This window comes from Variovorax sp. J2P1-31 (assembly GCF_030317215.1).
Classification (GTDB): Bacteria; Pseudomonadota; Gammaproteobacteria; order Burkholderiales; family Burkholderiaceae_C; genus Variovorax.
Genome location: NZ_JASZYA010000006.1, coordinates 64,383 through 86,346, shown reverse-complemented (window position 1 = coordinate 86,346; position 21,964 = coordinate 64,383). Strand labels below are relative to the sequence as shown.

Here is a 21,964-nt window from a genome sequence, read left to right as displayed (position 1 = left end):
TCCGTGCCGGAAATCCACACACTACGTTTCCCGTCGGCTCAGCGCCGGGCGCGTTTCTTCTCGGCGCCCGTGGCCGCGCGGGCCGTGATGCATTGGCAGCTGACCGGGTTGCGGAGTTCGTGCGCGAGCCCGCCGGCCATGAAGAGCAGGGCGAACCAGAGCGTCTTCATGTCAGGAGCCCGGGGCCGGGGCCGGCTCGGCCAGCAGCGCCTGGATCTTCTTCTCCGTCTCGCCGTAACGGCCCTCGCCGAAGTGCGAATAGACGACCTTGCCCTGCTTGTCGATCAGGTACACCGCGGGCCAGTACTGGTTGCGGAAGGACTTCCAGGTCGCGTAGCTGTTGTCCTGCGCCACCGCGTGCGTGATCTTGAGCCGCGCGATCGCGTCCTTCACGTTCTGCTGCGATTTCTCGAAGGCGAATTCCGGCGTGTGCACGCCCACCACGACCAGGCCCTGGTCCTTGTACTTCGCGTGCCAGTCCTTCACGGAGGGCAGGTGGTTGAGGCAGTTGATGCAGGTGTAGGTCCAGAAGTCGACCAGCACCACCTTGCCGCGCAGCGCGTCGAGCTGCAGCGGCGGCGAGTTGTGCCAGGCCTCGATGTTCTGGAAGGCGGGTGCCGGCGGCGCGGTGCCCGCGGCCATGTCGCCGCCGGAGGCCGAAGCCGCGAAGGTGAAGACCGCCGTCGAGGCCGCGAGGCCCGCGGCGAGCAGGAGGAGGCTGGATCGGATGCGCATGGTGGGCTCCATGAAGTGGGTTTGGGGGGCGGGCGGCGGCTTCAGCGCAGGTCGAGGCGCGCGCTGCGCGTCGTCGGTGCGGCGGCGTCGTAGAAGGCCGGCACGCGGCTGCCGGCGAAGGCTTCGGCGCGCAGGTTCTGGTGCGGCGCGTGGGCGCGGGCATAGGCTTCGGCCTGCACCGCGGCGCGGTCGCGCGGCGCGGACGGTGCGGCGGCGACCAGCGACGAGGCGGCGTCGGCGTTCTGGTTCGACACATGCGCGGCCGCAATGGCCTCGGCACGGACGGCGCTGCGGGCCACGGTCGAGCGTGCCTGCAGCACGCCCTGGTATTCCTCGGCCTGGGCCGTGCCGAGCGCGAGCAGGGCGATGGAAGCGAACGAAGCGGAGAGGGCGATGCGGGAGAGCGTCTTCATGGGGATGTCCTTCGGGGAGTGGAGGGGGTGTTTCGAATCAACGACCGGATTCTTCGCCGCCTCCCACCCCTTGGGCGCCCGCTGTGTATGCCTGTGTATCGGCATCGGAAATCCACACATTACGTTTCTCGGTGGCGCGTGCAGGCCCTGCCGTCCGCGCAACAGACGGTGTCCGCTTCGGCGCGGGATACACAGGCATACAAAGCCCGGCCCGGCGCCCGGCGGCGGCGCTACATTGCGGCTACGCCCCGCCTTTTCCCACTGCCGCCATGACGCCCAAGACCTCCGACCACATCCTCATCGTCGACGACGACCGGGAGATCCGCGAGCTGCTCAGCACCTACCTGGTGAAGAACGGCCTGCGCGTGGTCGCGGTGCCGACGGGCCGGCACATGCGCGCGGCGCTCGAGGCCTCGGGCCCCTTCGACCTGATCATCCTGGACCTGATGCTGCCCGGCGAGGACGGCCTGACCCTGTGCCGCGACCTGCGCACCGGCAAGTACAAGGCCACGCCCATCCTGATGCTCACCGCGCGCAGCGAGGAGGCCGACCGCATCCTGGGCCTGGAGATGGGCGCCGACGACTACCTGGCCAAGCCCTTCTCGGCACGCGAGCTGCTCGCGCGCATCCGCGCCGTGATGCGCCGCACGCGCATGCTGCCGCCCAACATGGGCGCGGTCGAGCCCTCGCAGAAGCTGGCCTTCGGCGACTGGCAGGTCGACACCGTGGCGCGCCACCTGCTCGACGACAGCGGCGTGATGGTCGCGCTCAGCGGCGCCGAGTACCGGCTGCTGCGGGTGTTCCTCGACCACCCGCAGAAGGTGCTGAGCCGCGACCAGCTGCTGAGTCTCACGCAGGGTCGCGAGGCCGAGCTCTTCGAGCGCTCGATCGACCTGCTGGTGAGCCGGCTGCGCCAGCGCCTGCGCGACGACGCGCGCGAGCCGCGCTACATCAAGACGGTGCGCAGCGAGGGCTATGTGTTCGCCTCGAGCGTGCAGGGGCTGGATTGAGGCGCGTCGCGCGTTCGCAGCGGTCATACTGACGCCGTTCGAACGCGGCCCGCGGGCTGGACCGGCGACCCTGCGATGGCTTGGGCAGGCTGCCGGAAACATCATCATCAGCCGACCCCACCCAGCGAGGACGCATGAAATTCATTCATGCCGCAGACATCCATCTCGACAGCCCCCTGCACGGCCTGAGCGCGTACCCCGACGCGCCGGCCGCGCAGCTGCGCAACGCCTCGCGCGAGGCGTTCTCGCAGCTGGTCGAGCGGGCCATCGACGAAGGCGTGGCCTTCCTGGTGATCGCGGGCGACCTCTACGACGGTGACTGGCGCGACCACAACACGGGCATCTTCTTCAGCAAGGAAATGGGCCGGCTGCAGCGCGCGGGCATCCCGGTGTTCCTGCTGTTCGGCAACCACGATGCCGAGAGCGAAATGACCCGGAAGCTCACCCTGCCCGACAACGTGAAGACCTTCTCGGCGCGCAAGCCCGAGGTGCACCGGCTCGACGGCCTGAAGGTCGCGCTGCACGGCCAGAGCTTCCGCGACAAGGCCGTCACCGACAACCTCGCACTGGGCTACCCCGCGCCCGTGCCCGGCTACTACAACATCGGCGTGCTGCACACCGCGCTCGAAGGCAGCGCCGCGCATGCCAACTACGCGCCCTGCTCGCGCGCCGAGCTGCATGCGCGCGGCTACGACTACTGGGCGCTGGGCCATGTGCACGAGTTCCAGCACTGGGCCGAGGCCTCGCACATCGTGTTCCCGGGCAACCTGCAGGGCCGCCAGATCCGCGAGACCGGCCGCCGCGGCGCGGTGCTGGTCACGGTGGAGGACGGCCAGACCATGGTCGAGCGGCTGTTCCTCGACGTGCTGCGCTGGGAGAGCGTGGAGGTCGATGCTTCGGATTGCGCGTCGATGGACGACGTGGCGCGGCAGGTGGGGCAGCAGCTCCATGCGCTGCTGGCGGTCGATGCCCAGGTGCCGCGCGCGGTGCGCGTCACGCTGCGCGGCCGCACGCCCGCGCATGGCGCGCTGTTCGGCAAGGCGCATGAACTGCGCGCCGAGGTGCTGGGGCAGATCGCCGCCATCGGCAACGAACGGCTCTGGCTCGAGAAGGTCAAGCTCGCGACCGAGCCCGTGGCCGAGCGCGCCGACATCGGCGCGCGCAGGGACGCGATCGCCGACCTGCAGGAGATCCTCGATGAGGCGAGCAGCGACCCCGAGTTCTTGCAGAAGCTGCGCACCGAGCTGCAGCCCTTCTTCGCCAAGGTGCCGGCCGACGTGAAGGAAGAGGTGCCGCTGCTCGCCATGGCGCGCGAGGGCGACTTCGGCCGGCTGCTGCAGCAGGTCTCGCCCGCGCTGCTGGCCAGCCTGATGGACGGGGAGAAATAAGGCATGCGCATCCGGCAACTGCAACTGCTCAAGTACGGCAAGTTCGACGGCACCAGCCTCGAGTTTCCATCCCACGCCGCGGCCGACTTCCATGTGGTGGTCGGTCCCAACGAGGCCGGCAAGTCGACCGTGCGCAACGCGATCACCGAGCTGCTGTTCGGCATGCCGCTGCGCACCCGGCTGGACTTCCGCCATGCGCTGGCCGAGATGCGGCTGGGCGGCGTGCTGCAGGGCGGGCCCGGCGAGCTCGCCTTCCATCGCGCGCGCGGCCGCACGCCGCTGCGCACGCCGACCGACGCCGTGATGCCCGACGCGCAGCTCGCCCCCTTCCTAGGCGCCGCCGACAAGGACTTCTTCGAGCAGATGTTCTGCATGGACCACGACCGGCTGGTCGAAGGCGGCCGCAGCATCCTCGACAGTTCGAAGGACGTGGGCCGCGTGCTGTTCCAGTCGGCCGCGGGCATCGCCAGCCTCGGGCCGGTGCGCGAGGCGCTGGAGAAGCAGGCCGGCAATCTCTGGGCGCCACGCAAGGGCAGCAGCGACTACGCGCAGGCCGCACAGCGCTTCGACGAGGCGCAGGCGGAACTCAGGAACGCGCAGGTCAAGACCAAGGTCTGGACCGAGGCCAAGGCCGCGCTCGACACGGTGTTGGCCGGCATCGCCACCGAGGAGGAACGGCGCCTGGCGCTCGAGGTCCAGCGTTCGCGCCTCGAGCGCGTGCGCCGGCTCGGGCCCAGGCTGCTCGAGATCCGCGGCTTCGAAGCCGCCTGGGCCGAGCCCGGCGAGGTGATCGATTTTCCCGCGACTGCGCTGGCCGAACTGCGCACGGGCGCCGAGGCGCTGTCGCGCGCCGAGGCCACCTGCCAGGCGCGCGCCAAGGACGTCGAGGCGCGCCGCGGCGAGCACGGCGAGGTGGCGTACGACGCGGGCGTGCTCGCCCTGAGCGCCGACATCGAGGCGCTCGACCGGATGCGCAACCTGTGCGCCAACCATCCGCGCGAATTGCCGCTGCGCGAGGCCGAGGTCGAGCGCCTGCTCGCGGAGGCCCGCGACGCCGCCATGCAGCTGGGCTGGCCCGCGGGTGAGGCCGAGATACGCGCGGGCCGGCCCAGCGCGTTGGCCCTGCAGGCCGTGGTCAACCTGCTGCGCGACCGCGGCGGCCTGCACCAGGCGGCGCGCGGCGCGCAGGAGGCGGTGCGCCAGAAGACGCAGGAACTCGAGAACCATCGCGAAGACCTGCAGGCGCTGCCTGCATCGGAAGTCTCGCCGGCCTTGCGGCAGGCGCTGGACGATGCCCTGGCGCTGGGCCACAGCGCCGCGCGCCAGCGCAGCCTGGCGTCGGCGCTCGAGGCCGCGCAGGCCCGGCGCGCGCAGGCGCTGGCGGCTTTGGGCCCCTGGCAGGCGCCCGTCGACGCGCTGCGCGCCATGGCCTTGCCCTCGCCCGCGCGCCTCGGCGCGCTGCAGCGCCAGCGCCACGACGCCGCGACGGCCCTGGCCCATGCGCGTGGCAAGCGCGACGACCTGCAGGCCGTGGCCGACCGCCTCGCGCTGGCGCTGCAGCAGTTCGAGCAGGCCCATGCCGTGGTCACGGCCGAGCAGGTGCGCACGGCACGGGACGGCCGCGATGCGGCCTGGCTCGCGGTCAAGGACGGCGAGATCGGCCTGGCCGAGGGCGCGCCGAGGCTCGACGCCGCGATCCGCCGCGCCGACGAACTGGTCGATGCCCAGCTCGGCACGGCCACCGAGGCCGCGACCCTGCAGGGCACGCGGCAGAACCTGGCGCTGGCCCAGGCCGACGTGGCGCGCCAGGACACGGTGCTGGCCGAACGCGCGGCCGAACTGGCGGCGCTCGACGCCGACTGGGCCGCGCTGGCCCACAGTGTGGGCTGGGCCGGCATGCCGCTCGACGACGCGGCCCAGGGCCTGGCGCAGCGCGACGAGGCGCTGGCGGCCCACGACGAAGCGGCGCAGCGGCAGCGCGAGTTCGACGAAGAGGCCCGCGCCGGCCGCGAGGCGCAGGCGACGCTGGTCGCCGCGCTGCAGGAAGCGGGCGTGGAAGTGCCGGCCGGCATCGCCTTGTCGGCGCTGTGCGCGCAAGCCAGCCTGCAGGTGCGCCAGGCCGACAGCACCCAGGCCAGCCGCGACGCCCTGGTGCAGCAGTGCGCCCAGGCACAGCGGGCGCTCGAGGGCCTGCGCACCCTGGCCGATGCGGCGGATGCGCAGTACCGCCAATGGGAGGCCCAATGGGCGGCGGCCCTGCGCAGCGCCCGGCTCGAAGCCGCTTCTTCGACCTTTGCCGAAGCCGAGGGCGCGGTCGCGCTGGCGCAGCGGGTCACCGAGCGGCTGGAGCGCGCCGACCAGATCCGGCGCGAGTACATCGACACCATGCGCGCCGACCTGGACCGGCTCGAGGCCGAGGCCCGGCGTCTCGGCGCCGCGGTCGAGCCGCCGTGGCTGGCGCTGGGCGACTGGCCCGAGGTGGCGCGGCGGCTGGCGCAGCGGTTGCGCGACAGCACCGCGGCGCGGCAGCAGGCGGCGCTCGCCGAGCAGGCCCTGGGCCGGGCCGTGTCGTCGCTGGCGGAGGCCGAACTGGCCTTGGCCACGGTGCAGGCGCAGCTCCGGCCGCTGCTGGCGCTGGCCGGCGTGGTGTCGGTGGCCGAGGCGATCCCGCTGGTCGAGCGATCCGACCGCCGCCGCGCATTGCGCCAGACGCTCGAGGACGCGCGCGAAGCCCTGATCCGCGATGGCGACGGCCTGGCGCGCGAAGCCATCGAAGCCGAGGTCGCGGCGCTCGACCCGACCCAGGTGGCCGGGCTCGGCGAGCAGACGAAAAGCGAGCTGGCGGCACTGGCCGAGCGCCTCGCCGCGCTGGTGCGCCAGCGCGTGACCGCCGAGCAGGCGCTGGCCGCGATCGCGGGCCAGGCCAACGCGGCGATCGCCGAGGCCAAGCGGCAGGAGGCGCTGGCCGCGATGGGCGACGTGGCCGAGCAGTACCTCGAGGTCGCGACCGCGGGCAAGCTGCTCAAGTGGGCCATCGACCGCTACCGCGACCGCCAGCAGGGGCCGATGCTGCAGCGCGCGAGCACGGTGTTCGCCGAACTCACGCTGGGCGATTTCGTCAAGCTGGGCGTCGACTACGAGAAGGACACGCCGGCCCTCTACGCCAAGCGCCGCGGCGGGGCGGTGGTCGAGGTCGCGGGCCTGAGCGAGGGCACGCGCGACCAGCTCTACCTGGCGCTGCGCATCGCCGCGCTGGAGCTGCACCTGGTGAGCGCGCCGCCGCTGCCCTTCGTGGCCGACGACCTGTTCGTCAACTTCGACGATGCGCGGGCCCAGGCCGGCCTGCGCGTGCTGCGCGCGCTGTCGGCGCACACGCAGGTGATCTTCCTGACCCACCATGCGCACCTGCTGCCGCTGGTGCGCGAGGTGTTCCCCGAGGGTGCGAACGTGGTCGCGCTGGAACGCGAGCCGGCCTAGGCGCGCGGCGCGCGCTTCTTTGCCGCCGGCTCGGCCGGGACCGGCAGCGAAACGCTCTCGCCCCAGGTCATGCCCAGGATCTTCGCCAGTTGCCGGCTCACGCTCACATAGGCGTGGCCGATGCGGCTGTCGAAATAGAGCGAGTCGCCGCGGCCCAGGCGCAGCACCTCGCCATGGTCGAAGTGCACCTCGATCTCGCCCGAGAGCACATAGACGAACTCCTCGCCCGTGTGGCGCACGAAGTCCTCGGGGCCGTGCACGCGGCGCGCATGCACCGTGCCGACGATCGGGCTCATCTGCTTGCCCGCGGCCGTGGTGCCCAGGAACTCGTAGGCGATGGCCTGGCCGCGGTACACCACGCCCTGGCCCGCGCGCGTGACCACCGGCCCGGCCAGCGGCGCGGGCTTGACGCCGGCGCCCGCGAACATCGCGTTCATGTCCATCTCGAGCGCGCGGCCCAGCGCGGTGAAGTTCTCGTAGCCCAGCGCGAGCTGGCCGCGTTCGGCGCGCGAGATGGTGGTGATCGACACACCCGAGCGTTCGGCCAGCTGCGCCAGCGTCCAGCCGAAGCGCTTGCGCGCGGCGCGCAGGCGCAGGCCGAAGGCGGCGGGGTCCAGCGTGGGCGGCGACTGTTTCGGCCGGGCGCCCTTGGGGGTCGCGGTGTGTGGATTCACGCGGGTTCTTCTCGTCGGTAGTGCGCGGCCATTCTGCCAGCCGGTCCCGTGCGCGAATTGATTTGCGTATCCGCAAATTTGTTCCTACACTTTTCCCCATGAACACCCCCACCACCGCGCCCCTCGTGGCCGACTACCTCGTGATCGGCGGCGGCATCGCCGGCGCTTCCGTTGCCCACTGGCTGGCGCCGCATGGCCGCGTCGTGCTGCTCGAGCGCGAATCCCAGCCGGGCTACCACTCCACCGGCCGCTCGGCCGCGCTGTTCATGGAAAGCTACGGCACGCCGCAGGTGCGCGCCCTCACGCTGGCCAGCCGCGCCTTCTTCGACCATCCGCCCGAAGGCTTCAGTGAGCACCCGCTGCTCACGCCACGCGGCGCGATGATGGTCGCGAGCGAAGAACATCTGCCCACGCTCGAGGCCCACTGGGCGGTGCTGCGCGCCATGGACACCGGCGCCGAGCGCCTGAGCCGCGAGGAGGCGCTGGCCCGCGTGCCCGCGCTGCGGCCCGAGCAGGTGGCGGCCGCGCTGTACGAGCCCGACGCGGCCGACATGGACGTGCATGCGATCCACCAGGGCTACCTGCGCGGCATGCGCCGGGCTGGCGGCCTGCTGGCCTGCGATGCCGAGGTCACGGCCGTCGAGCGTGTCGGCGAGCGCTGGCGCGTGACGGCTGGCGGCAAGGTCTACGAGGCGGCCGTGCTGCTCAACGCCGCCGGCGCCTGGGTCGACACCATCGCGCGGATGGCGGGCGTGCCGCCCATCGGCATCGAGCCGCGCCGCCGCTCGGCCCTGATCTTCGCGCCCACCGAAGGCGCCGACACCGCGCACTGGCCCATGGTCTACAGCGCCGACGAGGGCTGGTACCTCAAGCCCGACGCCGGCATGCTGCTGGGCTCGCCGGCCAATGCCGACCCGGTCGACCCGCACGACGTGCAGCCCGAGGAGCTGGACATCGCCTTCGCCATCCACCGCATCGAGGAAGCCACCACGCTGGCCATCCGCCGCCCCACGCGCACCTGGGCCGGCCTGCGTTCCTTCGTGGCCGACGGCGACCTGGTGGGCGGTTTCGAGCCCTCGGCGCCGGGCTTCTTCTGGGTCGCGGCCCAGGGCGGCTACGGAATCCAGACCTCGGCCGCGATGGGCGAGGCCTGCGCCGCGCTGGCCCGCGGCCTGCCGCTGCCCGAGCGCATCGCGGCCTTCGGCCTGACGACCGAGATGCTGGGCCCGCAACGGCTGCGCACCGCGGCCTGAGCGGCACCATCGCAACGTCCAAGGGCCTTGTCATGCGAGTCTTCAGCGCGACCCTCGCGGTCGAAACCAACACCTTTGCGCCGATGCCGACGGCGCTGTCCTCGTTCAAGGAGTTCGGCCACTACCCGGCCGGCCAGCACCCGGACCAGATGAGCCTCTATGCGGGCCCGCTGTGGGCCGCGCGCGTGCGCGGTGCCGAGCGTGGCTGGCATCTGCAGGAAGGCGTGGTGGCGGGCGCGCAGCCCGGCGGCATCACCACGCGCCATGCCTACGAGACGCTGCGCGAGGAACTGCTCGCCGACCTGCGCGCGGCCATGCCGGTCGACATGGTGCTGCTGGGCCTGCACGGCGCGATGGTGGCCGACGGCTACGACGACTGCGAGGGCGACCTGCTCCAGCGCGTGCGCGCGATCGCCGGCCCCGACCGGGTGGTCGGCGTGGAGATCGATCCGCACTGCCACCTGACCGAGGCCATGACCGCCAACGCCGACCTGATCATCGCGTTCAAGGAGTACCCGCACACCGACATCCTCGAGCGTGGCCTGGAGCTGGTCGACCTCTGCGCCGCGATGGTCGAGGGCCGGATCCAGCCCGTGGCCGCGGTGGTCGACTGCGAGATGATCGTCACGGTCCACACCTCGCGCGAGCCGGCGCGCGGCTTCGTCGACCGCATCCAGGCGCTGGAAGGCAAGGACGGCGTGCTGTCGATCTCGATCGCGCACGGCTTCTCCTGGGGCGACGTGCCCGGCATGGGCACCAAGCTGCTGGTCTACACCGACGACGACGCGCCCCGGGCCCAGGCGCTGGCACGCCAGCTGGCCGACGAGTTCATCGCGCTGCGCGAAGGCCTCGGCGTGCCCTACCCCGACATCGACACCGCGCTCGACCAGGCCCTGGCCTTCGACGGCGGCCCGGTGGTGGTCTCCGACGGCGCCGACAACCCCGGCGGCGGCGCGGCCAGCGACGCCACCTTCATGCTGCGCCGGATGATCGAGCGCGGCATCGGCGATGCGGCGCTGGGCCCGATGTGGGACCCGATCGCGGTGCGCATCGCCTTCGATGCGGGCCTGGGCGCGCGACTGCCGATGCGCATCGGCGGCAAGATCAGCCCGCTGTCGGGCGACCCGCTCGACCTGCTCTGCACGGTCAAGGCGCTGCATCACGACCTGGTGATGAGCGGCCTGTCGGGCACGCCGGTGCCGATGGGCGACTGCGCGCTGGTCGAGGCGAACGGCATCGAGATCGTGCTGGTCACGCGGCGCAACCAGGCCATGGGCACCGACCTGTTCACGCAGCTGGGCTGCGAGCTGGCGGCGAAGAAGATCGTGGTGGTGAAGTCCTCGCAGCACTTCTACGCCTCCTTCTCCCAGGTGGCGAAGCAGGTGATCTATGCGGGCGCGCCGGGCAGCGTGACGCTGGACCTGCGGACCTTGCCCTACCAGAAAGTGCAGCGGCCGAAGTGGCCGCTGGATGTGTAGAAGCCGAGCGCCCCGCAGACCGGGGCGCGCAGCCGCTTCGTTCGCACGCGTTCTCAGTCGAACTTGAAGATGAACTCCTGCGTGGCGGTCAGTTCCGCATCGCCGGTGGTCTGGCACTCGTACTTCATCATCGCCAGGCGCACCGCGCCGTGGTAGACCCGCGGACCCGAGAGCACGCGCACTTCCGTCACGCGGCCACCCTTGATGTGGGCCTCGGCCGTCACCACGCCGCTGATGCCGTCGTCCAGCGCCTTGCGCGGCATCTGCGGCGCGACCTGCTTGGGGCAGGCCACGGCGATGTCGGTGGCGGTCGTCTTCGGTGGCGCGGGCGGTGCCGGTGGCGTGGGCGGCGCGGCCGGCGGCGGGGGCACGGCCTGCGTGCTCTGCACCGCGGTGATCGCGGGCGCCGAACTCACGGGCGGTGTCACGGCCGGCGGCGGCACGTAGGCCGGCCGCGGTGGCGGCGGCACCTTGGCCACTTCCTGGCGCACGATCTTCTTCGGGGGCGGCGGTGGGGGCGGCGGTGGCGGGGGCGGCAGCTTGACCTCGGTGATGATGGTCGCCTCCATCGGCTTCTTGATCAGCTCGAGCGCATGCCCGCCCAGGCCCGAGACCAGGCCGTAGCCGATCAGGCCGTGGGCCAGCACCATCACGCCGATGCTCACCGGGCCGAAGCGGGACTTGGGGTTGAAGTCTTGGGCGCGCGTCATGGGATGAACTGCTCCGAGCCGACGATGCCCAGCTTGGTCAGGCCGGTGCGCTGGGCCGCGGCCATCAGGCCGGCCACGATCTCGTACTTGGCGCGCTTGTCGGGGCGCAGGTGCACCTCGGGCTGCACCTCCTGCGCGGCCACCACCTCGAAGCGGCGCTCGACCTCGGCGCGGTCGGCGATGACCTCGCCGTTCCACAGCACGTTGCTGCGCTCGTCCACGTCGATGCGCAGCACCTCGGGCTTGATGTCGCTGGGCGGCGGGTTGCCCGTGGGCATGTTCAGGTTCACGGCGTGCAGCTGGATCGGGATCGTGATGATCAGCATGATCAGGAGCACCAGCATCACGTCGATCAGCGGCGTGGTGTTGATGTCCATCATGGGCTCGTCGGAGGGCGCGCTGCGGCGGCGCCCCGGCTTTTCTTTTCGCATGGGCTTGCCTTGTCAGTTGCGCGCGGGCGGCTCGGTGATGAAGCCGACCTTGGCGATGCCCGCGGCCTGGCAGGCATAGATGATCTTGCCCACCGGTTCGTAGTCGGACTGCCAGTCGCCGCGGATGTGCACCTCGGGCTGCGGGTTGAGCGCGGCCACCTTGGTCAGCTTGTCGGTCAGGCTCTTCGTGTCGCGCACCGGGGTGTCGTACCAGTAGATGCGGCCGGCCGCGTCGACCGACAGGACCACGGTCTCCGGCTTGCTCTCGCGCACCTCGTTGCGTTCCTTGGGCACCTGCACCGGGACCGAGTAATTGACCACCGGGATGGTGATGAGGAAGATGATCAGCAGCACCAGCATCACGTCGACCAGCGGCGTGGTGTTGATGGCCGCGATGACCTGTTCCTCGTCGCCGCCGGCGGAGGGGATGTTCATGGCCATGGTGCGCCTCGCATGTCTTGCAGCGGCAGCCGCATCAGGCGTGGGTGCTGCCGCTGCCGGCCAGGATCACCGAGTGCAGCTCGCCGCTGAACTCGCGCACGTCGTCCATCACCGCGACGTTGCGGCGCAGCAGCCAGTTGTAGCCCAGCACCGCGGGCACCGCCACGGCCAGGCCGATGGCGGTCATGATCAGCGCCTCGCCCACCGGGCCGGCGACCTTGTCGATCGAGGCCTGGCCCGCGACGCCGATGGCGGTGAGCGCGTGGTAGATGCCCCAGACGGTGCCGAACAGGCCCACGAAGGGCGAGGTCGAGCCGACGGTCGCGAGCAGCGACATGCCGTTGCTCAGGCGGCGCTGCACGCGCTCGGTGGCGCGGTGGATGCACAGGTCCACGAAGTCCGCGAAGTCGACCTTGCCGCGCAGGCCGTCGTGCTTCTTGGTGGCATGCACGCCGGCGTCGGCGATGAAGCGGAAGGGGCTGGTGGTGGCGAGCTGCTCGGCGCCGCTCTTGACGCTGTTGGCGTTCCAGAAGGCATCGTCCACCTGCTTGGCCTGGCGGCCCATGCGCGACTGCTCGAAGAGCTTCATCACGATCACGTACCAGCTGCTCATCGACATGATCACCAGGATCGCGAGCACGGCCTTGGTCACCGCATCGCTCTGGGCCCACAGGGCGCCGATGCCGTAGGGGTTGTCGACCTTCACCGCGGCGGCGTGGGTGGTGGCCGGAGCCGGGGCCGCCGCCGCGGCGGGTGCCGGGGCCGCAGGGGCCGCGGCGGGGGCGCCGGCTTCGCTCGTCGGTGCAGCGGTGTTCTGAGCGTGGGCGGCGGGCAGTACGCCGGCGAGGCAGAGGGCCAGGGCCATCGCGGCGGCCGGCGCGAAGCGGGCGAGAAGCGTCTTGATCATGAATGTCTCCAGGGAAATGAAAGAAGGGTTGCGCTCACGCATCCAGCGTGCCGGCCTGCCATCCGCGGGTCTTGCCCCAGATGGCATGCACGTCGGCACCCGCGGCGCGCACCACGTGGTAGCGGTCGTAGGGGGCGGCGGTCATGCAGGCGTGGTGCGGCAGGATGCGCACGCGGCTGCCCACGGGCAGTGCGGCGAACAGCGCCTGCAGGTCGCCGTTGCCGGCCACCAGGCCGTGCTCCTGGTGCAGCTCGGCCACATGCAGGCCGGCCAGCGGCGCACCGCCTTCGGCCGGGCACACCAGGCCGTAGCCCAGGTCGTCGCGGAACTGCGCGCCCGAGCTGTCCTTCGACAGCGCGAGTGCGCCGGCGTCGATCAGCACGCGGCCCGAACGCGGGTTGTGGCCGATCACCGTGGCCAGCACCGACATCGCGATGTCGTCGACGCCGCAGATGCCGCGCGCGACCTGGTCGAGGTCGAAGAAGGTGTAGACGCCGGGGCGCATCTCGGTCACGCCGGCCAGGCTCTGGGCGCACACCGCGGTGGGCGTGGCACCGACGCTCACCACGCTGACCGGGAAGCCGGCCGCGCGCAGGCGTTCGGCCGCATGCACCGCACCGGCGCGCTCGACCTCGGCAATCGCGCGGATCGCCTCGCGGTTGTCGGCGCCGTAGCTGTGGCCCGCATGGGTCAGCACGCCGGCCAGCGTGAAGGCTTCGCTCTGCCGCACCGCATCGGCGACGGTCAGCAGCTCGGCATCGTCGGGCGCCAGGCCGCCGCGGCCGCCGCCGGTGTCGATCTCGATCAGCAGCGGGAAGCTGGCGTCGAGCGCGCGTGCCTGTTCGGCCGCCGACAGCACGGCCTCGACGCGATCGGCCAGCAGCGTGATGCGCGCGCCGTGGGTGCGCTGGATGCGGTCGAGCGCCTCGATCTTGCTGGCGCTGATGCCCACCGCATAGGTCAGGTCCAGGAAGCCGTGGGCCGCGAAGTAGTCGGCCTCGGCCACGGTCGAGACCGTGATGCCGCCGGCCTGGCCGCGGGTGGCCAGGCGCGCCACTTCGGCCGACTTGGAGGTCTTCAGGTGCGGGCGCAGCGCCACGCCGTGGTGCGCGGCGCGCTGCGCCATCGCTTCGCAGTTGCGTGCGAGGATCGTGCTGTCGAGCAGCAGCGCCGGCGTGGCGAGTTCGGCCAGCGCCATGTCTGCGAAGGCGGTCATTGCGAAGCCCCGATCCGTGCCACCACCTGGTCGACGGCGGCCGCCACCTGGCTCACGAAGGGCGGCAGCAGCACCAGCGTCATGTGCTCCGCGCCTTCGATCAGCTGCAGGCTGCTCTGCGTGGACAGCGTGGTGTGCGCTTCCTGGAACTCGGGCCAGCGTTGCTGCACCGCGTTGGCGCTCTCGGCGCCTTGCGGGAGCTTCTGCAGCGCGGCCCACAGCACGGCCAGCGGACGCGCGCCGTAGTCGGGCGAGGCGCCGGCCTGGCGTGCGACCTGCTGCAGCGCGACGAGTTCGGCCTTGGTCGTGTCGACGGCTTCGGGCGTGTAGGTCGCGATCAGCTGTTCGATGACCTGCGGCATGTCGGCGAAGAGGGCCTGGATCGGCGCGAACTCCGGCGGCGGCGGGCCGCCGGCCTGGAACTTGACGCGCTTGTCGCGCTCCGCGGCCAGCACGGCTTCGGGGACTTCGGAGAACACTTCGAACTGCTCGGGGTGGCTGGCGTCGAGCATCACGATGCCGGCCACGTGTTCCGGATAGAGGCCGGTGTAGATGCGGTTGAGCAGGCCGCCCAGCGAGTGGCCGATCAGCACGATCGGGCCGGTCACGCCGGCGGCCGCGAGCAGCGCATGCAGGCGGTGCGCGGTGCGCACGCCGTCGAAGCCTTGGCCGTCGGACTCGCTCCAGCCGGTGCCGGCACGGTCGTAGCTCACGACCGGGTGCCTGGCGGCCAGGGCCTGCTGCAGGCGGCCGTAGATCGGCGAGGCGCAGCCGCCGCCGGCTTCGATCACCAGCGTGGGTTGGGTGGCGCTGGCGGGTGCGGGGCCGCTGCGCTGCAGGTGCATCGTGCGTCCCTCGATGGTGTAGAGCTCGCCGGGTGCTTTCATCTTCAATGGTTCCTTCTTCGTGGAGGGCGTGCCGCGCGTCGGTTCTTCCACGCGCGGCCAGTAGTCGAGGTCGCGCACGCGGTAGGGCAGGTTGGCGAAGTCGTTGCTCAACGCGGCCGGCGTCGAGACATAGAGCACGGCCTTGGCGATGGGGCCGAACTGCGCGTGGAAGTGCTGCGCGGACTTGACCACGATCAGCTTCTTGTTCGCGAGCGTGATGCCCAGGCCGGTGAACAGGTCGGTCGACATGACCTGGTTGCGCTTGCTGATCAGCACGATGTCCAGGCCGTTCGCGGCCTGCACCCAGACGGTGGTGCCCAGCAGCGTGCGCGTGCCGGCCGTGAGGCCGCCCTGGGAATAGTCTTCGGCCACGGCCTTGACCGTGACGCGCAGGTCGACCGGGTCGCCCGAGGCGATGCCGCACTTGCCACCCAGGCGCAGGTCGAAGCTGGCGCCGACGCCCGCGTCGCGGCACAGGTGGATTGCGCCCAGGTCCCAGAAGGCGCCCATGGCCACGTCGGCGATGTTGCGCTCGAGGATGGCGCGCAGGATGAAGGTGGCATCGCTGGTGGCGCCGCCGCCCGCGTTGTCGGCCATGTCGGCGATCACCACCGGGCCGCCTTCGACGGCCATGGCGGCGTCCAGCGTTTCCTCGACCGAGGGCGCGTGGGCGCCGATGCGGTGGCGCAGGTCCCAGAATTCGCGGCCCAGTTCGTCGGCCAGCCTGGCCGCCAGGGCGGGGTCGTTGTCGGTCACGACCCAGAGCTTGGCGCCGGCCTCGGGCACGTCGGCCCAGGGGAAGCCGTGGCCCAGCGAGACCGAGAGCACGCCCGGCTGCTTCTCGGCCGCTTCCATGCGGCGCACGAAGCTGGCCATCGGCTCGCGCGTGGTGTGCCACAGGCCCACCATGCGGCAGTCGTGCACGGCCGTGGTGGGCTTGACGCGTCCTTGCGCGGTGTCGACCACGATGCGCGTGAGTTCCTGCATGCGCACCACGGCATCGGTGTGCGGGTATTCCTTGTAGCCCACGATCACGTCGGCGCCGCTCACCATCTGCTGCGTGAAGTGGCAGTGCAGGTCGAGCTCGACGCCGATCGGCACGTTCGGGCCGACGATGGCGCGCACGCGCGAAATCAGGTCGCCTTCGCAATCGTCATAACCGTCGGCGACCATCGCGCCGTGCAGGATCAGGATCACGCCGTCGACCGGGCCGGCATCGCGCAGGTCGGCCAGGATCTCGTCGCGCAGGCTCTCGTAGACCGTGCGCACGGTGCGGCCCAGCGGCTGGGCGAAGGCCAGCAGGCTCTCGACCATGTCGTGGCCCTCGGCCGCGAGCAGCCGGCGCAGCTCGACCGCGAACATGCCGTAGCCGTCCGCGTCGCGCGTGCTGGAGTCGCCGTGGAAGACGCCGTATTCGTTGAAGCTTCCCCAGCCGGTGGGGGCCGAGACGAAGGTGTTGGTCTCGGTGGCGAGCAGGGCGGCGAAGAACTTCATGCGCGGGACTCCTCGCGGACCAGGTGGATGTTGTGGGTGCGCAGCGTGTCCATGCGCAGGCCGACGACCTTGTCGCCCTGCCGCTCCACGTTCAAGATCGAGTGGCCCATGCGCGCCAGCAGCGGATCGGTCGAGGTCAGCACCATCACGTCGGCCGACAGGATGTCGAGCACGACGGTGTGATGGCCGTAGTGGCCCCGCACCGTGAGCAGCAGCTTGCCGTCGGCCAGTTCCATGCGCGCGCTGGCGTCGAGGTCGGGGCTGCGGTAGTCGCCGCACAGTGGCGGCGCCAGCGTGGCGGCATCGGGCGCGGCCTCGGCCAGGCGTTCGAAGCGGCGCGGCTCGCCGCCTTCGAACAGCGTCAGGGACTCGTTTGTCTTCGCTGCATCGAGGTCGGAGACCTGGAGCACCAGGTCGTTGACCGGCAGGTCCTGCAGGCCCAGCCAGAGCTTGCCCTCGCCGTGGTGCATCGGCAGTGTGGCATTGCCCTGCCACGACATGGCGAGCTTGCCCGCCACGTCGGCGAAGGAGATCAGCTTGCCGGTGGCCGGCGCGTGGTAGCGCTGGCCGACCAGGCCGGGGAAGTCGGCGGCCTGCGGGCGCGTCTCGTGCGGCGCGAGCTGGTCCTCGAGCAGCAGGTCGACCACCTTGCAGGCGAAGCTGCTCGGCGCGATCGGTGCCCCGTTGACCATGATGACGATGTCGAGCCCGTGGCTGGGCACGCTCAGCATCTGCGAGGTGGCGCCCAGCACCGCGCCGGCGTGGTGCAGGATCTCGACGCCGCGGTAGGGATGGCGCGCCAGCCCGTAGCCGTAGGTCACGGTCGAGCCCGAGGCCAGCGTGGTCGGCGCCGACAGCGCGTCCCAGCTGCGCGGGGTGCCCACGGTCTTGGCGGGCGCGCGCAGGTGCGCGAGCCAGCGCAGCATGTCGTCCACGGTCGACACCAGCGAGCCGCCGCCGTCGAGTTCGCAGGGATAGAGGCCGCGCTGCCAGCCGCCTTCGGCCGCCGGCATGTAGAGGCCGGCCAGGCCCGGATGCACGTCGAGGTCGGTCGCCACCGAGGCGGTGTCGGGCATGCCCAGCGGGCCGAACAGGCGGGCCTTGAGGAAGGCGTCGTAGCTCAGGCCGCTGACGCGCTCGATGATCTTGGCCAGCAGGTGGTAGCCGCCGTTGCTGTAGACCATCTGCGTGCCGGGCTCGAAATTGAGTTCGCCCTGGCGCGCCATCGCGGGCAGGCCCGGTCCGGGGTGGCAGAAGGTCATGCCGTGCGCCATGACCCAGAGCTCGTCATGGCCGCGCCAGCCGCTGGTGTGGGCGAGCAGCTGGGCCACGGTGGGGCCCTTGTCGCTCAGCGTCGGCAGCTCGGGCAGGTAGGTCTGCGCCATCGCGTCGAGTTCGACCAGGCCGTCCTCGACCAGCAGCAGGATGCCCATCGCAGTGAAGTGCTTGCTGGTCGAGGCGATGCGCATGCGGCTGGTCGGCGTGAGGGCCACGCCCATCTCCAGGCTGGCCATGCCGAAGGCGCGGCGGTACAGCAGCCGGCCCTGCTGGGCGATGCCGATCACCAGGCCGGGCGCGTCGCTGCGCTGGAAGGGGGCCAGCAGCGCATCGATCGCGGCCAGCGCGGCCGTCACTTTGTCGGCCGGAAGGGGAACAGGTTCAGACATGGGAGGCTCTGCAGGAGAAGACATGGAAGGGACTCAGGCGGTGGTCTGCGCCGCCTGCATCAGGCGTGCGAAGCGGCCCTCGGTGGCGCGCAGCACCATCGCGCCGAGCACGCCGCCCACCAGCGTGGTGATCACGACGGCGGTGGCCAGGCTGTTGCCGCTGACCGAGCCCTTGAGGCTGTCGGACAGCAGGCCCACCGTGAGCGGGCCCATCACGCCGAAGGGCAGGCTGGCCATGGTGAGCAGGGCGATGGTCCGTGCGCGCAGGTGCGCGGGGGCCGCGTCCTGCAGCACGTTGGGCAGCAGCACCGCGCCGCTGATGAGCGGCACGACCAGCAGCGCGAGCAGCATGAAGACGTCGGTCGACGAGCGCATGAACAGCATCAGCACCGACAGCAGCGCCGCGCTGAGGTTGCCCAGCATGATGATGCGCAGTGCGGCGGCCGGGCCCATGCGGCGCTGCGCGAAGCGCATCACCAGCACGCCCAGCGCACCGCCGACCAGCGTGCCGGTGAGGAAGGCCAGGCCGATGCCGCGGCCCACCTCGGCCGGCGTGGCGCCGAACTCGCGCGCCGCGACCACCGGCAGCCAGGTGCCGATCGAGCTCAGGCCCACGGCGCCCAGGCCGAAGCCGATCACCAGGCCGGCGAAGGTGCGCCAGTTGCCCACCAGGTGCTCGCGGAAGCCGATGGCGTTGGCGGGCGTCACGGTGTCGAAGCTCACGCTGGCGGCCTTGCCCTTGCCGCCGCGGCCGCCGCGTATCGACAGCACCAGCAGCGCCACGGGGATGCCCGCCGCGGCCATCACGAAGAAGGTCAGGCGCCAGGCCTCGTAGCCCTGCATCGACACCGGCAGCAGGTGCCGCAGCTCGTCGGTCAGGTTCACCACGCTGCCGCCCAGCAGGGCGCCGAGCGCGCTGCCGAAGATGATCGACAGCGCGAACACCGCGTTGGCGAACACCCGCTGCGCGCGCGGGAACAGGTCGGGGATCATGCTGTTGGTGATGGGCGTGAGGCCGGCTTCGCCGACGCCCAGCCCGATCGAGGCGATGAACAGCACGCCGTAGCCTTCGGCCGTGCCGCGCAGGCCGGTGGCCGCGCTCCACAGCACCACGCAGGCGGCGAGCACCACGCGGCGGTCGTAGCGGTCGCTGAGCCAGCCCAGCGGCAGGGTGGCGATGCCGGTGAACAGCACCAGGCCGGCGCCCTGCAGCAGGCCGATCTGGGTGTCGGACAGCGACAGCGACAGGCGCACCGGCTCGGTCAGCAGCGTGAGCACGACCTTGTCGACCGCCCCCAGCACCGTGGCGATGATCAGCACGACCAGTGCGTACCAGGCGCTGGGCGGGGCCTTGACGACCCCTTCGGACACCCCGGCCGACGACCCTTCGGTCGCCAGCGGGGGCGCGATCGGCGTGAACAGCGCCATCGTCAGAACGGCACGGTCATGGTCACGCCGATGGTGCGCGCGGGCGCCAGGGCCACCAGGGCCTGGGTGGGTGCGGTCACGCCCACTTCAGCCGACACCAGGCCGCGCTTGTCGGCCAGGTTGCGCACGTAGGCGGCGATGCTGAAGCGCGGGAACTCGATGCCGGCCTGCAGGTCGACCATCGTGTAGGCCGGCAGGTTGATGCTGGGCGCGACGGTGCTGCCTTCGTAGCCCGCGTTGCGCTTGCCGGTGTAGCGCGCGGCGACGCCGACGTAGGCATCGCGGCCGGCCAGGTTGAAGTTGCGCGTGATGCCGGCGGAAGCCGCGACGCGCGGCGTCGAGGGCAGGCGGGTGCCGGCCTTGGCCTGGAGGCCGGCGGCATCGGTCTGCAGGCGCGCATCGATCAGCGACAGCGAGCTGCTCAGGTTCCAGTCGCGGCTGGGCTTCCAGCCCAGCATCAGCTCGGCACCCTTGATGCGCGCATCGCCGGCGTTGGTGAAGAAGCTGAAGCCACCGTCGCGGATCGGCTGCTGGATGTTCTTCCACTCGATGTCGTAGAGCGCGGCCTCGACCGACACCGTGCGGTTCAGCAGGTCGGCCTTGTAGCCGAGCTCGTAGCTCCACAGCGAGTCCGACTCGTACATCGGCTTGACGACGTTGCGGTTGGTGTTGGGCTTCAGGCCGTTGGGGCCGCCCGGGCGGTAGCCGCTGGCGGCGCGGAAGTAGACGTTGCTGGTCTTGTCGAGCGCGTACTTGGCCGTGGCCAGGTAGGTGGTCGGGCTCTCCGACGAGTTGCCGCCGTTGGTCATCGGCGCGCCCGGCACCAGCAGGCCGGTGCTGCGGTCGCTGTACGACTGCTTGTTGTGGGCCAGGCGAACGCCACCGGTGAAGGACAGCGCGGAGGTGGCGTTCCAGGTGACGTCGCCGTAGGCCGCCGCTTCCTGGTAGCGGTTGGGCTTGCCGGTGACCAGCAGGTTCGTGCTGGGCAGTCCGCCGGCCAGGTTGGCGTCGATGCTGCCCGTGACGTTGCCGCGCTCGCGGTTGAAATAGAGCCCGGCCAGCCATTCGAAGGTCTGGCCCGAGCGCGAGGTCAGGCGGAACTCCTGGCTGGTGCGGTGCTGGTCGACGTTGCTGCCCAGCGGGACCGAGACCACGGGGTAGCCCAGCGAGCGCAGCGGCGGCGCATAGATGGGGCTGATGTCGGCGGCATTGCTGATCTTCACGTCCTGCACGGAGGTGATCGAGTTCAGGCGGGCCCAGCCGAAGTCGTATTCGACGTCCAGGCCCCACAGCGTGGTGCGGTTCTTGTAGGGTTCGCCGGTGGACAGGAAGCGCGTGCGTTCGCCGTAGACCGGGCGGCCGGTGGCGATGGTCATGTCCTCGAAGCCCAGGCCCCGGCGGTTCACTTCCTGCGCGGTCGCGGTCATGCGGATGGTCAGGTCGCTGGTCGGCGTGAGCAGCAGCGAGAGGCGGCCGCCTTCGGTGTGGCCGCGGTCGACGTTGGTGCCACCGGCCGGGCCGACGGCGTTGTAGCTGCCGCCGACGCGGTCGCTGAAGGCCGACAGGCGCACCGCGGCCGTCTCTTCCTTGATCGGGATGTTGAGCATCAGGCCGGTGTTGAAGCCGCTGCCGCCGCCCTTGGTCGACGAGGCGCCGAACTTCACCGCGCCCGAGAACTCGGTGGTGTCGGGCTGGTTGGTCACGTACTTGAGCACGCCGCCCATGGCGCCGGCGCCGTACAGCGTGCCTTGCGGGCCGCGCAGGATTTCGATGTGGTGCAGGTCCAGCATGCCCATGTCCAGCGGCGTGAAGCCGCCCAGCGCATAGGCCGAGCTCATGCCCGTGGCCACGTCGTCGATGTAGACGCCCACGGTGGCGATGGTCTGCGACGGGCCGGTGGTCAGCCCGCGCATGCTCAGCGAGCCGCCGACGGTGCCGCTGCTGGTGAGGTTCACGCCCGGCTGGTCGGCGATGTAGTCGGCCAGCTTCTTCGCGCCTTCGCGCTCCAGCTTCTCGCTGGGCACCACGTTGACCTGCATCGGCACTTCACGCACCGGCTCGCGGCGGCGCGTGGCCGTGACGGTCACGCTGTCGAGCGCGTTCGTCGCCTTGCTCTCGGTTTCGGCCGCGGGGGCGGCGGTCTGCGCTTGCGCGGCCTGGCCCATCAGGACGGCGGCCGAAGCCACCAGCAGGGCGAGCGGCGTGGCGCGCAGGAAAGAGGGGCGGGGGAGCCGGTTGAAGCCGGTGTTGTCGAGACGAATCATTGGGTGAGGCACTCCATCGAGGGGGTTGTGACGGCGATCGATCCGGACGGCATCCTACAAATGAATTTCCATATTGGCAATTTATTTTCCT

Annotated in this window: 17 protein-coding genes and 2 pseudogenes; 5 read left to right on the top strand and 14 right to left on the bottom strand. The window is 71.3% G+C overall.

Annotated elements, in window-relative coordinates:
• Positions 1-38: 38 nt before the first annotated feature.
• The 3 genes from QTI20_RS29920 to QTI20_RS29910 are packed head-to-tail and all read right to left on the bottom strand — an operon-like array spanning position 39 to position 1,148.
• Positions 39-170 (bottom strand): hypothetical protein, encoded by a 132-nt coding sequence (locus QTI20_RS29920; protein ID WP_257624864.1) that lies wholly within the window; start codon positions 168-170, stop codon positions 39-41.
• Position 171: 1 nt separating this feature from the next.
• Positions 172-735, bottom strand: coding sequence for a thioredoxin family protein (locus QTI20_RS29915; RefSeq protein WP_286556047.1), 564 nt, complete (start codon positions 733-735; stop codon positions 172-174).
• Between the two features lie 41 nt (positions 736-776).
• On the bottom strand, positions 777-1,148 hold the full coding sequence (locus QTI20_RS29910) for a hypothetical protein (RefSeq protein WP_286556045.1): 372 nt from the start codon (positions 1,146-1,148) through the stop codon (positions 777-779).
• A gap of 269 nt (positions 1,149-1,417) precedes the next feature.
• Here QTI20_RS29910 and QTI20_RS29905 point away from each other — a divergent pair, with 269 nt between their 5' ends.
• From QTI20_RS29905 to QTI20_RS29895, 3 genes are all read left to right on the top strand, one after another.
• On the top strand, positions 1,418-2,158 hold the full coding sequence (locus QTI20_RS29905; protein ID WP_183027346.1) for a response regulator: 741 nt from the start codon (positions 1,418-1,420) through the stop codon (positions 2,156-2,158).
• A 134-nt stretch (positions 2,159-2,292) separates the two neighbouring features.
• Positions 2,293-3,546, top strand: coding sequence for a metallophosphoesterase family protein (locus tag QTI20_RS29900; RefSeq protein WP_286556043.1), 1,254 nt, complete (start codon positions 2,293-2,295; stop codon positions 3,544-3,546).
• A gap of 3 nt (positions 3,547-3,549) precedes the next feature.
• On the top strand, positions 3,550-7,023 hold the full coding sequence (locus QTI20_RS29895) for an ATP-binding protein (protein WP_286556041.1): 3,474 nt from the start codon (positions 3,550-3,552) through the stop codon (positions 7,021-7,023).
• On the opposite strand, the gene QTI20_RS29890 is transcribed toward QTI20_RS29895, so the two are convergent.
• Positions 7,020-7,697: a helix-turn-helix domain-containing protein gene (locus tag QTI20_RS29890; protein ID WP_286556039.1), complete on the bottom strand. Its 678-nt coding sequence runs from the start codon at positions 7,695-7,697 to the stop codon at positions 7,020-7,022. The genes QTI20_RS29895 and QTI20_RS29890 overlap by 4 nt on opposite strands.
• Before the next feature lie 98 nt (positions 7,698-7,795).
• On the opposite strand from QTI20_RS29890, the gene QTI20_RS29885 reads away from it, so the two are divergent.
• Complete coding sequence (locus QTI20_RS29885) at positions 7,796-8,950, top strand: NAD(P)/FAD-dependent oxidoreductase (protein WP_286556038.1); 1,155 nt, start codon at positions 7,796-7,798, stop codon at positions 8,948-8,950.
• Positions 8,951-8,982: 32 nt separating this feature from the next.
• Positions 8,983-10,428: a M81 family metallopeptidase gene (locus QTI20_RS29880; protein ID WP_286556036.1), complete on the top strand. Its 1,446-nt coding sequence runs from the start codon at positions 8,983-8,985 to the stop codon at positions 10,426-10,428.
• Between the two features lie 53 nt (positions 10,429-10,481).
• Here the strand turns inward: QTI20_RS29880 and QTI20_RS29875 are convergent, their stop codons facing one another.
• From QTI20_RS29875 to QTI20_RS29830, 10 genes and pseudogenes are all read right to left on the bottom strand, one after another.
• On the bottom strand, positions 10,482-11,138 hold the full coding sequence (locus QTI20_RS29875) for an energy transducer TonB (protein WP_286556034.1): 657 nt from the start codon (positions 11,136-11,138) through the stop codon (positions 10,482-10,484).
• The gene (locus QTI20_RS29870) at positions 11,135-11,569 is read right to left on the bottom strand and encodes an ExbD/TolR family protein (protein ID WP_286556032.1); all 435 of its coding nucleotides are present in this window, start codon (positions 11,567-11,569) and stop codon (positions 11,135-11,137) included. Before QTI20_RS29870 ends, QTI20_RS29875 begins: the two co-directional genes overlap by 4 nt.
• Positions 11,570-11,581: 12 nt before the next feature.
• Complete coding sequence (locus QTI20_RS29865) at positions 11,582-12,010, bottom strand: ExbD/TolR family protein (protein WP_183027338.1); 429 nt, start codon at positions 12,008-12,010, stop codon at positions 11,582-11,584.
• Positions 12,011-12,044: 34 nt separating this feature from the next.
• A complete protein-coding gene (locus tag QTI20_RS29860) occupies positions 12,045-12,917 on the bottom strand; it encodes a MotA/TolQ/ExbB proton channel family protein (protein ID WP_286556030.1) in 873 nt (290 codons plus the stop codon).
• A 34-nt stretch (positions 12,918-12,951) separates the two neighbouring features.
• Positions 12,952-14,133 (bottom strand): alanine racemase, encoded by a 1,182-nt coding sequence (locus QTI20_RS29855; RefSeq protein WP_286556028.1) that lies wholly within the window; start codon positions 14,131-14,133, stop codon positions 12,952-12,954.
• Positions 14,130-14,915 (bottom strand): annotated as a pseudogene (locus QTI20_RS29850) (alpha/beta fold hydrolase); the annotation flags it as partial. The gene QTI20_RS29855 and the pseudogene QTI20_RS29850, both read right to left, overlap by 4 nt.
• Positions 14,916-15,074: 159 nt before the next feature.
• Positions 15,075-16,514: pseudogene (locus QTI20_RS29845) on the bottom strand (M81 family metallopeptidase); the annotation flags it as partial.
• On the bottom strand, positions 16,511-18,181 hold the full coding sequence (locus QTI20_RS29840; RefSeq protein WP_286556026.1) for a serine hydrolase domain-containing protein: 1,671 nt from the start codon (positions 18,179-18,181) through the stop codon (positions 16,511-16,513). The gene QTI20_RS29840 and the pseudogene QTI20_RS29845, both read right to left, overlap by 4 nt.
• 33 nt (positions 18,182-18,214) lie before the next feature.
• Positions 18,215-19,609: an MFS transporter gene (locus QTI20_RS29835; RefSeq protein WP_183027334.1), complete on the bottom strand. Its 1,395-nt coding sequence runs from the start codon at positions 19,607-19,609 to the stop codon at positions 18,215-18,217.
• A 2-nt stretch (positions 19,610-19,611) separates the two neighbouring features.
• Positions 19,612-21,873 carry a TonB-dependent receptor gene (locus QTI20_RS29830; RefSeq protein ID WP_286556025.1) on the bottom strand — a complete coding sequence of 754 codons (2,262 nt, stop codon included), beginning with the start codon at positions 21,871-21,873 and terminating at the stop codon, positions 19,612-19,614.
• Between the last annotated feature and the right edge of the window lie 91 nt (positions 21,874-21,964).